Raw genomic sequence first — 13,287 nt, 5'->3', positions numbered from 1 at the left:
CGGGCGCAACAGACTGGATCCTCCCATGCTCAGAACGACACGCCGCCTTCTTCTCACGCTCGCCGCCGCGGCTTTCGCGGTTCCCGCAGCTGGATTCGAGGTCGAGCACAGCATGGGCACGACCGATGTGCCGGGCGATCCGCAGCGCGTCGTCGTACTAACCAACGAGGGCACCGAAGCTGCCTTGGCGCTCGGCATAACGCCGGTCGGGGCTGCGAATTCCTGGCTGGGCGACCCATGGTACGATCATATCGCAGACGCGATGGAGGGGGTGGAGCCGGTCGGCAAGGAGAATGCCGTCAACCTGGAACTCATCGCGGCGCTCGAGCCGGACCTGATCCTCGGCAACAAGCAGCGCCACGAAGAGATCTACGATCAGCTCTCAACCATCGCGCCGACAATCCTGTCGGAACGGCTGCGCGGTGACTGGATGGAGAATTTTGCACTCTATGCGCAGGCGCTCGGGCGCGCAGAAGAAGGCGAGGCTGTGATGGATGCCTTCCGCGATCGCGTGGCGGCAACGTCCGAGGCCCTGGGCGAGGCAACCGAAGAGGAGGTGAGCGTGATCCGCTTCCTCGCCAGTCAGATCCGCATCTACCAGCTCGACAGCTTCTCGGGCGTGCTGCTGAAACAGCTCGGCTTCGCGCGCCCTCAGTTGCAGGACGTCGAGGCATTCGTCCTGCGCGTCGGCAAGGAATCGATCCCCGATATGGACGGCGACCGCATCTTCCATTTCACCTACGACACCGGCGATGGCGAAGGCGCGGCCGCCGCGGCCGACGCGCTGTCCGATCCCCTCTGGCAGCAGCTCTCGGCGGTTCAAGCCGGTCGTGTTCACGCCGTGGACGACGCCATCTGGAACACGGCGGGCGGGGTGATCGCCGCAAATCTCATGCTGGACGACATCGCCCGCATCTACGGCGTCGCGCCCGACTGACGGCCTTCTGCTCCGATCTTAGCCGCGTGGGATATGGAAGCGCGTCTCGAAGCGGTAGTCGACATGCACAACGCCCGGCCAGGCACTTGCGACGACCTCGCGGTCGAAACGAGGGAGGGCGCGTCCCGGCCCGTTACCCTGACCCGCGCAACCGGTCCAGCCGCAGGCGGTGCCGCTCGTCCGTGAGCCGCCGCGCCAGCGCGTGGACCGCGCCGATGGTGCCACCGACGCTGACCGTGGCGATGAGGAACATGACCAGCATCTGATACCTGGCGGCCTGCATCGGATCCGCGCCGGCCAGGATCTGCCCTGTCATCATCCCCGGGATCGTCACGACGCCCGTCGCCGCCATTGCGTTCAGCACCGGCATAAGCCCGGTTCGGATCGCCTCGCGCCGGGCATCCGCCAGTGCCGCTTCGCGCGTCGCGCCGAGCGCCAGCCGGCCTTCGATCGCGCGCGCCTCACGCGTCACGGTCCGCGCGAAGGTGTCCAATCCGAGCGCGACACCCGTCATCGCGCTGCCCGCCACCATCCCGAAGAGCGGCAGCGCCACCTGCGGCGCGTGCCACGGATCGGCCCGAACAAGCAGCGCAAGCGCAGGCACCGTCACCAGCCAGCCGCCTGCCAGCATCACACCCGCGCCCAGGCCCAGCGTCCAGCCGCGGCCAGCAAGGCGGGATTGGCGGTTCATCACCTCGACCCCGGCAAAGCCTGCCATCGCTAGCATCGCCAGCGCCGTCACCGCAGGCGATTGCAGCGCGAAGAGCCAGCGCAGGACGACCGCCAAGAGGAGGAGCTGGCCAACCATTCGCGCACCTGCGATCAGCAAGGTCCGCGCGATGCCCAGCGATAATGCCGCCGACGCTCCGGCACAGAGCACCAGCGCCAGTGCAGCCACCGCGACGTCGAGCTGCGAGAGGACCGGCGCGCTCACAACGAGAGCCTTTCTGCGCCCAGACGGTCAGGCTGCCCGGGATCATGACTGACCAGAACGAGGATGCCGGGCCAGTCCCTCAGCACCGCCTCGACGGCGGTGGTCGTCGCGGGGTCGAGGGGGCCGGTCGGTTCGTCCAGCAGCAGCGCGCGGGGCCGCCGCGTCATGGCGCGCAGCAACGCGGCGCGCTGGCGCTCTCCGGTGGAGAGCCGGTCAATGGGCGCGTCGAGCAGGGCTTCGGCAAGCCCCAGAGCCGCCAGCCCGTCTGACGAACTGTCCGGCAGATGGTCACGAAGGGTAGGCGCCCACCAACCCGGTTCCGCCGGGACGTAGGCCACACGCGCACGCCAGTCCGGAGCCGACACCGCGTCGCGTGAAACGCCGTCCAGATTCACCGTGCCGCGAGCAGGATCGAGATCGGCCAATGAGCGTAGCAGCAGCGTCTTCCCGCTCCCCGATATACCCGCCACGGCGAGCGGCCGTCCCGCCGTGGCGGAGAACGAAACGGTCCGCCCATTTGCTAGCGACAGGTTCGTGGCGTTGAGCATGGCGGTTCGCCCCGGATACTCGATGAGATGAGTCAGCACGCCTGATCCTAGACTGTAGCGCGGCGCACCAGAACGGCTGATCCGTGACCGCCGCCTGGAAGTTTCGGAGTGTCGCAGATGTTGGACGGGTTACGGCATCGTGCGGGTAACAGGGCGAGTCGGGGCAGGGGGCCTGCAAGTGCGATTGCGGAGAGGTCGCTCGACGAAAACCCTCATCGCGTTCGCCGGGCCCGCGGTGAGCGCACAGATGGCTACCCGGTATACGGGCCGGTCAAGGCGAACATCGTTCGTTCGACGCGCGCGACCGGCTATGGGGTGCCAAATGCCCTGGCTCTTACCTTAGATGGCGACTCGGATCCTCATCGAGATCGACAAAACGATGGGTTCGGGTCGCACCACAATATTAAGCTCCAGTTCATGAAGTCTGTCCAAGTGCCCGCTGAGCCAGGGGCTTGATCCCGTAAGATCCGGAGTCTTATCAGTTCAGTCTCATTCTATATGAGAAATAGTAACCACCTTTGCACTCCAAGGTAATTCGCATAATCAATATTATGTCAAATGTACTCATCCGCCATTCTGGCAGAGAATTCCGAACCTTACGCTCGACAGTGTCGCTGAAATGGCGGTATGCCGTGCCGCGTAAGGAGCTGACATGCCGCATCTTTTGTTACTGAACGGCCCTAACCTGAACCTGCTTGGAACGCGCGAGCCGGATCTTTACGGCTCGCAGACCCTCGTCGAGATTGAGGAGATATGCCGTGCACATGCCTCCTCTCAAGACGCCGAATTGACAGCGTTTCAATCGAATTCCGAAGGTGCGCTGATCGATGCGCTGCAGGATGCGCCCGACGGCGTGATACTGAATGCGGGCGCCTACACGCATACCTCGGTCGCTCTGCGAGATGCGATCGCGTCGATTGCGGCGCCGGTTGTGGAGATCCACATCTCGAACGTTCATGCGCGTGAGGATTTCCGCCATCGGTCGCTGATTGCACCCGTTGCGCTGGGCCAGATTTCCGGTTTCGGAATTGGCTCTTACCTTCTTGCCATCGACGCTTTGTTGCGGCATCTCCGACAATGATGAGCTTGCGTCGGCATTTGCATGATCTGTCCAACGCACCCACGGTCGAACTCCTGTGGGACATGCATTGTGACCGGATGGGAGAATACGGGTTCGACCGGCTGATCTACGGCTTTACCCGCTACAAGACGCTGACCTCGCTGGGCGACCCACAAGATATGGTGCTGCTCAGCAATCATGATCAGGACTATCTGAAGGCGTTCCTGGACGAAGGTCTCTACCACCACGCCCCTATGGTCCGCTGGGCGCTGGAGAATGAAGGCGCCTGCAGCTGGCGCTGGATGGAGGATATGGGCCGGACGGACAACCTGACGCCGAGCGAGCAGAAAGTGATGGAGTTCAACCGCTCCATGGGTGTGCGGGCTGGTTACACGATCAGCTTCAAGTCGGTCTCGGCCCGGTCGAAGGGCGGCATCGCGCTGACGGCGCATCGGGATGTGACCCAAGACGAGGCTGACGCCACCTGGGAGAAGCACGGCGCGGACATCATCCTGATGAACAACGTCGCGCACCTCAAACTGCTCACCCTGCCCTATAGCGGCTCGCGGACGCTGACGAAACGCCAGCGCGAGGTGCTGGAATGGGTTGGCGATGGGAAAACGACGCAGGATATCGCTATTTTGCTGGGACTTACGCCAGCGACGATCGAAAAGCATCTGCGGCTGGCGCGGGATGCGCTGGATGTCGAAACGACGGCGCAGGCGGTGCTAAAGGCGTCGTTCCAGAACCAGATGTTCATCCTGGAGCCACCCGAGGCGGCGTAAGGTAAGGTTTCCCCCACTTTCGTGACGCTGCGTCAAAGGGCATCCTGAGATCGTTCCGTGAGTGGTAGCCTAAGGCTAAGGAACATCGGATCGGACCCCCGAGATACCGGGGCCCTGCGGTTCGGACCGGGAAACCGGCGGTCGGATGGGTGGCGGAATTCAAACGCGCACTGTCCGGCCATGAATACGGCGTCCGCTGTCTCCCCGGTCGCGTGACGCCTGTCTGGCGGTGTCGATCCCTCCCGCATCGACACCGCCTTTTCTTTCAGTCACTTATCACACATAGCTAACGTTGCTTTTCCCGCCAGTCAGGATGAATCCAGGGCTCCGAAGGGTCCGGCGGAAGCGCGCGGCCCAGAATGTGATCGCTCGCCTTTTCGCCAACCAGGATCGATGGCGCATTGAGATTGCCGTTGGTGATACGCGGAAAGATCGAGCTGTCTGCGACGCGCAGACCGTCGACCCCGATCACCCGCGTTTCGGGGTCGACCACCGCCATAGGATCGTCGCCGGCCCCCATCCGGCAGGTACCGCAGGGATGATAGGCGCTTTCGGCATGGGCGCGGATGAAATCGTCAAGCGCATCGTCCGAGAAGGCACGCGCACCCGGGGAAATCTCGTGATTTACGAAGGGTTTGAGGGCGTCTGTTGAGAAGATCTCGCGGGTCAGGCGGATCGCCGCGCGGAACTCTGTCCAGTCGTCGGGATGGGACATGTAGTCGAAGCGGATCTCGGGCGCCTTGGCGGGATCGGCCGAGCGCAGGCGCACCCTGCCCCGGGATTTCGACCGCATCGGCCCGGTATGGACCTGAAAGCCGTGGCCACGGAACGGCAGCGTGCCGTCATAGCGGACGGCGAGCGGCAGGAAGTGGAACTGGATGTCGGGATAGTCGACCCCGGCGCGGGACCGGATGAAGGCCGCGCTTTCGAACTGGTTCGAGGCGCCCAGGCCGCGGCGGGTAAAGACCCACTGGGCGCCGACGATCGTCCGGCGGATAAGCTGCCAATAGGGATAGAGCGTGACCGGCAGCTGGGCCGCCATCTGGACATAGACCTCCAGATGATCCTGCAGGTTGGCCCCGACGCCGGGCCGGTCGGCGCGGACGGAAATCCCATGTTTTTCAAGCTCTTCCGCCGGGCCTATCCCTGAAAGCATGAGGAGTTTGGGAGAGTTGATGGCCGACGCCGCAAGGATCACCTCCCGCCGGGCGCGCACCTGCCGGACCGCCCTGCCCTGCGCGATTTCGACGCCGGTCGCGCGGTCGTGCTCGAAGACAACACGAAGCGCTAAGCCTCTGATAAGATGGCAGTTCGGGCGCTGAAGCGCGGGCCGGAGATATGCGTTGGCAGCGGACCAGCGGCGGCCCTGCCAGACCGTCTGCTCCATCGGGCCGAACCCCTCCTGTTGCTGGCCGTTGTAATCGTCGGTCAGGGCATAGCCCGCCTCCGCCCCCGCCGCGACAAAGGCCTGATGAAGAGGATTGGAGCGCGGCCCTCGGGTGATATGGAGCGGCCCATCCCTGCCGCGCCAGTCCGGATCGCCGCCATGGCCGCCATCGTGCCAGCTTTCCATCCGCTTGAAATAGGGCAGCACGTCCGCATAGCTCCAACCCGCCGCGCCGGCCTTGGCCCAGTGATCGTAATCGCGGGCATGGCCGCGGACATAGACCATCCCGTTGATCGAGGACGAACCGCCGATCACCTTGCCGCGCGGGCACGCCAACCTGCGGCCGCCCAGATGCGGCTCTGGCTCCGTCCGGTAGCCCCAATCATAGCGCGCCATCCCCATCGGATAGCTCAGCGCGGCGGGCATCTGGATGAACGGCCCCGCGTCCGAGCCGCCATATTCGATGACGATGACGCTCTGCCCCGCCTCCGACAGCCGATAGGCCAGCGTGCATCCCGCCGATCCGGCGCCGACGATGACGAAATCGGCCTCCAACGCATCACCGCTTGTGGCACTCCTATCCACGATGTCTCACCTAGCCCTTCCATCCCCGGCGCGGGTCGGTATCCTGCCCGCGCAACGGCCCAACAGAACGCCGGGCACGGCTTGGCCGTCAAGAACCAAAGGGAGACCCTTACATGCGCAGCTTCACCGCCGCCTCTACGCTTGTCCTGACGGCGCTCGCCGCCCCTGCCTTCGCCGATTGCGAGACGATCGCGTTTTCGGATGTGGGCTGGACCGACATCACCGCAACGACGGCGGCCACGACCCTGGTGCTCGAGGCGCTCGGATACGAGACGGACGTGAAGGTGCTGTCGGTGCCGGTCACCTATACCTCGCTTGCCGCAGGCGATCTGGACGTGTTCCTGGGCAACTGGATGCCCACGATGGAAGGCGACATCGCCCCCTATCGCGAGGCGGGGACGGTCGACACCGTGCGCGCGAACCTGGAAGGCGCAAAGTACACGCTGGCCGCGAACGAGGTCGCGGCCGGGCTGGGTATCGTCGATTTCTCGGACATCGCCGAGCATCAGGAGGCGCTGGAGGGTCAGATCTACGGGATCGAGCCCGGCAATGACGGCAACCGCCTGATCCTCGACATGATCGAGGCGAATGCCTTCGGGCTGGAAGAGTTCGAAGTCGTCGAAAGCTCCGAACAGGGGATGCTGGCGCAGGTCGACCGGGCGACGCGGCGAGGCGAGCCGATCGTCTTCCTCGGCTGGGAGCCGCATCCGATGAACGCCAATTTCGATATGACCTACCTGACCGGCGGCGACGAATACTTCGGCCCCGATCTGGGGGGCGCCACCGTCTACACCAACACGACCGCGGGCTTCGTGGACGCGTGTCCGAACGTCGGCACCCTGCTGCAAAACCTTGAATTCACGCTGGAAATGGAAAACGAGATCATGGGGGCGATCCTGGATGACGGCGAGGACCCGCAGGATGCCGCCCGGGCCTGGCTCGCCGCCAATCCCGGCGTTCTGGACGGCTGGCTCGCCGGTGTGGAAACCGCCGATGGCGGCGATGGTTTGGCCGCCGTGCGCGGGGCGCTCGGGCTTTGAGCCGCGCTGAACGGTGAGCTGGCTCACCGACAACAAGATCCCCGTCGGCGATGCGGCGGCGGCGGTCTTTGACTGGCTGCAGGTCAATGCGGGCTGGTTCTTCGACGGGCTGGCGGCGGGGCTCGAGGGGCTGATCGACGCGATCCTCTGGGGGCTGCAGACGCCCCCTGCCCTTGTGGTCATCGCCGCCTTCGTCGGCCTGACCTGGCTTCTGCAGCGGCGTTGGCAGACCTGCCTGCTGGTCTTCCTCGGCTTCCTCTTCATCCTGAACCAGGGCTATTGGGAGGAGACGACCGAGAGCCTGACGCTGGTCCTGTCGGCCTGCGTGATCTGCATGGGCGTGGGTGTTCCGATCGGGATCGCCGTGGCGCACCGGCCGCGGCTCTACAAGGGGATGCGGCCGGTCCTCGACCTGATGCAGACCTTGCCGACCTTCGTCTATCTCATTCCGGCGATTGTCTTTTTCGGAATCGGCATGGTGCCGGGTCTGATCGCGACGATCATCTTCGTGCTGCCTGCGCCGATCCGGCTGACCCATCTGGGTGTTTCATCCACCCCTGCCACTTTGCTTGAGGCGGCGGAAGCTTTCGGGGCCACCGGGCGGCAGCGGCTCTGGAAGGTGGAACTGCCCTACGCCTTTCCGCAGATCATGGCGGGTCTGAACCAGACGATCATGCTGTCGTTGTCGATGGTGGTGATCGCAGCACTTGTCGGGGCCGACGGGCTGGGGGTGCCGGTGGTGCGCGCGCTCAACCAGGTGAACACCTCGCTGGGCTTCGAAAGCGGGTTCGTCATCGTCGTCGTGGCCATCATGCTTGACCGGATGCTGCGGGTGGACCGGTGAGCGCGATCGTCACTTTCGACAATGTTTCCATCGTCTTCGGCGGCAAACCGGAGGCGGCCTTGCCGCTGATGGACGAGGGGCTGGAGCGTGGTGAAATCCAGAAGCGGACCGGGCAGATCCTGGGCGTCCACGATTGTTCACTAACCGTCGAGGACGGCGAAACGCTTGTCCTGATGGGGTTGTCCGGGTCGGGCAAGTCGACGCTTCTGCGCGCCGTGAACGGGCTCAATCCGGTCTGCCGGGGCCGCGTTCTGGTGGCAACGGAAGACGGCGACGTCAACGTCTCGACCGCGGATGCCAAGACGCTGCGGCACCTGCGGCTGACGCGGATCGCGATGGTGTTCCAGCAATTCGGCCTCCTGCCTTGGCGCACGGTCAGAGAAAATGTCGGGCTGGGGCTGGAGCTGGGCGGGCTGGGCCGCGACGCGCGGCGCGGTGCAGTGGACAAGCAGCTCGATCTGGTGGGCCTTGGCGATTGGGCCGACCGCGCCGTGGGCGAACTGTCGGGCGGCATGCAGCAGCGCGTGGGATTGGCGCGCGCCTTCGCAACAGAGGCGCCTATCCTTTTGATGGACGAACCTTTTTCGGCCCTCGATCCCCTGATCCGGACCCGTCTCCAGGACGAGTTGATCGACCTCAAGAACCGGCTGGGGCGGACGGTGATCTTCGTCAGCCACGACCTGGACGAGGCGTTCCGGCTGGGCGACCGGATCGCCATCATGGAAGGCGGCCGGATCGTGCAATGCGGCACCCCACGCGAGATCTATTCCGCGCCCGCCAACGGGTATGTGGCAGATTTCGTAGCCAACATGAACCCGCTGGGTGTGCTCTGCGCGGAGGACCTGGCCGAGCCGCTCTCGGCGCCCCGCCCGGCCGCCGAGATCCCGGCGGATACGGAGATTTCCGTTGTGATGGAACGGCTTGCGGGCGATTGCGACGCGCTGGCCGTGCGCCGGGACGGCCAGCTTGTCGGACAAGTCACGCGGCGCAGCGTCTTGCGGCGGCTGGAGTAAGCCCCGCAGACCTGCCGGATCTTCAGGCGACCGAACCGTTGGTTTCGGCGGTGAAAAATCCTTCTAGAAGGATTTTGACACCAAATTTTTCTAGAAAAATTTGCTCCTTCAGGATTTTCTGGAAAATCCTGCCACGGTGACGCTTCCGGTAAAATCCAGCTCTCTCAACCGTTTGCGTGACAAAACGGATTGCCTGCCGTAGCATCCCGTCAAGCGAGACGTTCAGGCGGACTCGCAACCGGGAGCGGAAAGGTCCGCAAGAGACCCATCTCCCGCAATGATCAGGGGGACCATGCGATGGCATCAGACGCCGATTCCGAGCGGGACGGGAAACCACCGCTTTTCAACGCCGTCTTCGCCATTGCGCTGCTGTGCACCGCGGGCATCGGCGGTTGGGGTCTGATCGACCCGGATGCGATGACGAACACGTTCCTGGGCTTCACCAATTACATGCTGACAGGGATCAGCTGGTACTGGCTGATCATCACGACGGGCTTCCTGATCCTCAGCGGATACCTTGCCTTCGGCCCCTATGGCAGCGTTCGGCTGGGCGCCGATGACGAGCGGCCGGAATTCTCCACCGCGTCCTGGATCGCCATGCTCTTCGCGGGCGGCATGGGCGCCGGGCTGCTGTTCTGGGGCGTGGCCGAGCCGATCTATCACTTCGAGGGACCGCCCGGCATGGAAGGCGGCACACCGGCCGCCGCGCGCGAGGCGATGGTCATCACCAACCTGCATTGGGGCCTGCATGCCTGGGCGATCTACGGGGTCTGCGCGCTGGTCATCGCCTATTTCACCTTCCGGCGGAACAAGAGTTCCGAGATTTCCACGCCGATCCTGTCGGTCTTCACGGGCCCTGAGGGGAAACCGATCGCGGTCATCGCCAACGTCCTGGGGGTTCTGGCCGTCGTCTTCGGCCTTGCCGGGTCCTTGACGATGGGCACCTTGCAGGTCCGCGGCGGGCTCAGCGCGGTCTTCGGCCTCGACGCCACGACCACGCTGTCACTCATCATCATGGGAACGCTCTTCGTCTGCTACATGCTGTCGGCGACGACGGGGGTCGACAAGGGGATCAAGATCCTCTCGAACATCAACATGATCATCGCGATCGGGATCATGCTGTTCGTGATCCTGTTCGGGCCGTCGCGGTTTATCCTGGAAACCTTCGTGAACTCGATTGGCGAATATTTCGCCCGCCTGCCCGCCATGGCCTTCAAGATGTTCCCGTTCGAGGATCTGGCCGGCTGGACCAGCGGCTGGACTCTGACCTACCTGATCTGGTGGCTCGCCTGGGGACCGTTCGTGGGCATCTTCGTCGCCCGCATCAGCCGGGGCCGGACGATCCGGGAATTCTGCATCGGCGTGATCTTCGTGCCGACGATGTTCTCCATCCTGTGGTTCGCGGCTTTCGGCGGCACGGGGATCTATATCGAGCTCTTCGGCGGCGGCGGGTTGTCGGAACTGGTCTTCGCGGATGTCACCGCGGCACTCTTCGCCTTCCTCGACTACTTCCCCTATGGCGCGGTCCTGGGCGGCGTCGCCTGTCTGCTGATCTTCATCTTCCTCGTGACCTCTGCCGATTCCGGCACCTTCGTGCTGTCTATGATGACGACTGGCGGCAACCTGAACCCGCCGATCCTGCACAAGATGGTCTGGGGCGTGCTGATCGCCGTTCTGACCGCGGGGACGCTGCTGACCGGGTCGATCACCGTGGCCAAGGCGATGGCGATCACGGGCGCCCTGCCCTTTTCCGTGATCCTGCTGCTCCAGATCGTCGGCTTCCTGCGCGAGATCCGGCGGGAGCGCCCCGACAAGCGGCGCCCGCGCGAGGCGCGCGCCCGGGTCGATGTGGCGGCGGAGTGAGCGGCATGAAACGGGTTCTCGCTCTGCTCGCCGCCCTTAGCCTCGCCTCCTGTGACGAGGCACAGGATCCTCTCGTCATCGGCGGCAAGGATTTCTCGGAAAGCACGATCCTGTCCGAGATGATGGCGGCCCTGGCCGAAGAGGCCGGCATCCCCGTCACCCGCCGGACTGATCTCGGGCCGACCAACGTCAACCTCGAAGCGCTTCGGAACGGCGATATCGACCTCTATGCCGAATATAATGGCACCGGGCTTGTCATGCTGGGCCAGCCTGCGATGACCGATGGCGACGCGGCGATGGAACGGGTGCGCGCGCTCTACCAGCCGCTGGGCCTTGTCTGGGGGGATCGCTTCGGCTTCGCCAACAATTACGGGCTGGCCATGCGCGACGGCCGGGCAGAGGAGCTGGGGGTCGACAGCATTTCGGATCTGGTCGGCACGGCGGGCGACCTGACGATCGGGATCGAGGAGAACTTCGAGACGCGCCCGCTCGACGGCTTCGGCCCGATGACGGCGCGCTACGGGATGAGCTTCGGCAATGTCTCGGTCGTCAGCGCCGAGGACCGCACCAGCCTTTATGACGCGCTTCTGGCGGGCGAGGCCGACGTGATCGAGGTCTTCACGACCGACGGGCAGATTGCCGATCTGGGGCTAACGCTGCTTGAGGATGATCTGGACTTCTTCCCGGTCTACGAGGCCGCGCCGCTGGTACGGTCCGACGCACTGTCCCGCTTCCCGGCCCTGCAAGGCGCGCTGGCGCGGCTGGACGGGGCGATCGACGCCAGCCTGATGCAAGAGCTGAATTCCCGCGTCGATCAGGATGCGCTCGCCCCGCGAGAGGTGGCGCGCGCCGCGCTGGCCGATCTGGGGCTGATCGATGCGGCGACCGAAATCGAGGTGTCCGAACCGCTGGCCGTCGTCCATTCGCCCTTCATCGGCGCGGACGAAGAAACCGGCCAGGCGTTGCGCGCCGTGCGCGAGGCCTTCCCGGGCCGCCGCGTGGTCCTGGAAGCGGCGGATGATCCGCTGGCCGCGCTCGGCAGCGGGAACGCCCCGGTCGCGCTCGCGGCGGCGGTGGAATTCGTGACGCTGGACGACAGTGACAGGCCAGAGGCCCGCCCGGTCGAGGCCGTGGGCGTCGTCGGCCAGACCTACCTGCACCTGATCGGAAGCGGGACGGTGCGGCGGCTGGACGGCGTTTCGACGCTTGCCACCGGGCCAGAAGGCTCGGCCTCCCACCGGGCAGGGCAGATCGTGGCCGCCGTACGCGACGGGATCACCCTGATCCCGTCCGACGACCCATCGTCGGCCGAGGCAGATGCGGTCCTCGTCCTCGCCCCGCTCGGCTCTGACACCGTCAGCGGGCTGATCGACGGCGGGCGGCTTCTACCGATGACCGGCTGGGAGGACGGCAACGCGCTGATCCTCTATCCCCAGCTCAGGCAGGCCCGGATCCCGGCGGGCACCTATGCGGGGCAACGGCAGGCCATCGACACGCTCTCGTCACAACTGCTGCTGGCCGGGCCGGTCGTCACCGATACTGATGCGGTCGGCCCCCAGGGCCCCGGCGCATCGCTGCCGACCGAGGTCGCAGCACTCGCCGATCAGACGGTGAACGCGCTGAACGCCACGCTCGGCTCTGCCGTGGGGCTCGACCCGGCGATCCGCGCGGCACCTGCCCTCGCCCCCGCCCTGCCAGAGCCGCCGCGGGCGGTGAACCCCTCGACGGGCGTCTCGGTGCTGACCGCGCTGGTGCTGGCGCTCTTCGCGTGGCTGATATGGCTCTATGGGCGACCGGAACGGAGATAGAGGATGGCCGAGACGACAAACACTGCAGGCCCGGTTCTGGTGCCGATGGACCTCTCGCACGAATCGTCGTGGAAAAAGGCCCTGCCCCAGGGCTTTCAGATCGCGGGCGCGATGGGCACGGGCGTAACGCTTCTGACCGTGATCCCCGAGATCCTCAGCGGCCTCGACTGGCGCTATTCGATCCGGGGAGAAACCCATGGATCCGAGGAACTGAAGGTCGACGAATGGCTACAGGCGGCGCGCGCCCGGCTTGAGGAGATCGGCAAAGAACACGCGCCGAAGGGCACGAGTTTCGAGGTGATCGCCCGCTATGGCACGGTCTATGAAGAGATCCTGGACGTCGCCGAAGAGATTGGCGCAGGCCAGATCGTCATGGCCGCCCACCGCCCCTCGCTTGCCGATTACCTGATCGGCCCGAACACCGCGCGCGTGGTGCGCCACGCGACATGCTCGGTGCTGGTGGTGCGGGACTGACACTTCTCC

The 13,287-nt window shown here is 65.1% G+C and carries 12 protein-coding genes; 9 read left to right on the top strand and 3 right to left on the bottom strand.

Annotated features, from left to right (window positions below):
* Nucleotides 1–25 precede the first annotated feature (25 nt).
* Entirely contained in the window at nt 26–937 is a 912-nt protein-coding gene (locus AADZ90_RS08960; RefSeq protein ID WP_367309648.1) for an ABC transporter substrate-binding protein, read from the top strand.
* Between the two features lie 133 nt (nt 938–1,070).
* On the opposite strand, the gene AADZ90_RS08955 is transcribed toward AADZ90_RS08960, so the two are convergent.
* Nucleotides 1,071–1,871 carry an ABC transporter permease gene (locus AADZ90_RS08955; RefSeq protein WP_367309647.1) on the bottom strand — a complete coding sequence of 267 codons (801 nt, stop codon included), beginning with the start codon at nt 1,869–1,871 and terminating at the stop codon, nt 1,071–1,073.
* Nucleotides 1,868–2,458, bottom strand: a complete 591-nt coding sequence (locus AADZ90_RS08950) for an ABC transporter ATP-binding protein (protein WP_367309646.1) — start codon at nt 2,456–2,458, stop codon at nt 1,868–1,870. The genes AADZ90_RS08955 and AADZ90_RS08950 overlap by 4 nt, the downstream gene beginning before the upstream one ends.
* Nucleotides 2,459–3,071: 613 nt before the next feature.
* Between AADZ90_RS08950 and aroQ the strand changes: the two genes are divergently transcribed.
* The gene (gene aroQ / locus AADZ90_RS08945) at nt 3,072–3,500 is read left to right on the top strand and encodes a type II 3-dehydroquinate dehydratase (RefSeq protein WP_367309645.1); all 429 of its coding nucleotides are present in this window, start codon (nt 3,072–3,074) and stop codon (nt 3,498–3,500) included.
* On the top strand, nt 3,500–4,264 hold the full coding sequence (locus AADZ90_RS08940) for a helix-turn-helix transcriptional regulator (protein ID WP_367309644.1): 765 nt from the start codon (nt 3,500–3,502) through the stop codon (nt 4,262–4,264). Before aroQ ends, AADZ90_RS08940 begins: the two co-directional genes overlap by 1 nt.
* Before the next feature lie 286 nt (nt 4,265–4,550).
* Here the strand turns inward: AADZ90_RS08940 and betA are convergent, their stop codons facing one another.
* A complete protein-coding gene (gene betA / locus AADZ90_RS08935; RefSeq protein ID WP_367310213.1) occupies nt 4,551–6,206 on the bottom strand; it encodes a choline dehydrogenase in 1,656 nt (551 codons plus the stop codon).
* 143 nt (nt 6,207–6,349) lie between these two features.
* Between betA and choX the strand changes: the two genes are divergently transcribed.
* From choX to AADZ90_RS08905, 6 genes are all read left to right on the top strand, one after another.
* Entirely contained in the window at nt 6,350–7,276 is a 927-nt protein-coding gene (gene choX / locus AADZ90_RS08930; protein WP_367309643.1) for a choline ABC transporter substrate-binding protein, read from the top strand.
* Nucleotides 7,277–7,289: 13 nt separating this feature from the next.
* The gene (choW, locus tag AADZ90_RS08925; protein ID WP_367309642.1) at nt 7,290–8,120 is read left to right on the top strand and encodes a choline ABC transporter permease subunit; all 831 of its coding nucleotides are present in this window, start codon (nt 7,290–7,292) and stop codon (nt 8,118–8,120) included.
* Nucleotides 8,117–9,133, top strand: coding sequence for a choline ABC transporter ATP-binding protein (choV, locus tag AADZ90_RS08920; RefSeq protein ID WP_367309641.1), 1,017 nt, complete (start codon nt 8,117–8,119; stop codon nt 9,131–9,133). The genes choW and choV overlap by 4 nt, the downstream gene beginning before the upstream one ends.
* 297 nt (nt 9,134–9,430) lie before the next feature.
* A complete protein-coding gene (locus AADZ90_RS08915) occupies nt 9,431–10,996 on the top strand; it encodes a BCCT family transporter (RefSeq protein WP_367309640.1) in 1,566 nt (521 codons plus the stop codon).
* A 5-nt stretch (nt 10,997–11,001) separates the two neighbouring features.
* Nucleotides 11,002–12,804: a glycine betaine ABC transporter substrate-binding protein gene (locus AADZ90_RS08910; protein WP_367309639.1), complete on the top strand. Its 1,803-nt coding sequence runs from the start codon at nt 11,002–11,004 to the stop codon at nt 12,802–12,804.
* Nucleotides 12,805–12,807: 3 nt separating this feature from the next.
* A complete protein-coding gene (locus AADZ90_RS08905) occupies nt 12,808–13,278 on the top strand; it encodes a universal stress protein (protein WP_367309638.1) in 471 nt (156 codons plus the stop codon).
* The last annotated feature ends 9 nt before the right edge of the window (nt 13,279–13,287 follow it).

The organism is Aestuariibius violaceus, assembly GCF_040779325.2.
GTDB lineage: Bacteria > Pseudomonadota > Alphaproteobacteria > Rhodobacterales > Rhodobacteraceae > Aestuariibius > Aestuariibius violaceus.
The sequence above is the reverse complement of the archived record's forward strand: the minus strand, read 5'-3'. Positions and strand labels throughout refer to the sequence as shown.

Coding starts and splice junctions, on each gene's coding strand:
- AADZ90_RS08905 (WP_367309638.1), top strand. CDS start 12,808: ATGGCCGAGACGACAAACACTGCAGGCCCGGTTCTGGTGCCGATGGAC.
- AADZ90_RS08915 (WP_367309640.1), top strand. CDS start 9,431: ATGGCATCAGACGCCGATTCCGAGCGGGACGGGAAACCACCGCTTTTC.
- AADZ90_RS08910 (WP_367309639.1), top strand. CDS start 11,002: ATGAAACGGGTTCTCGCTCTGCTCGCCGCCCTTAGCCTCGCCTCCTGT.
- AADZ90_RS08960 (WP_367309648.1), top strand. CDS start 26: ATGCTCAGAACGACACGCCGCCTTCTTCTCACGCTCGCCGCCGCGGCT.
- AADZ90_RS08940 (WP_367309644.1), top strand. CDS start 3,500: ATGAGCTTGCGTCGGCATTTGCATGATCTGTCCAACGCACCCACGGTC.
- aroQ (WP_367309645.1), top strand. CDS start 3,072: ATGCCGCATCTTTTGTTACTGAACGGCCCTAACCTGAACCTGCTTGGA.
- choX (WP_367309643.1), top strand. CDS start 6,350: ATGCGCAGCTTCACCGCCGCCTCTACGCTTGTCCTGACGGCGCTCGCC.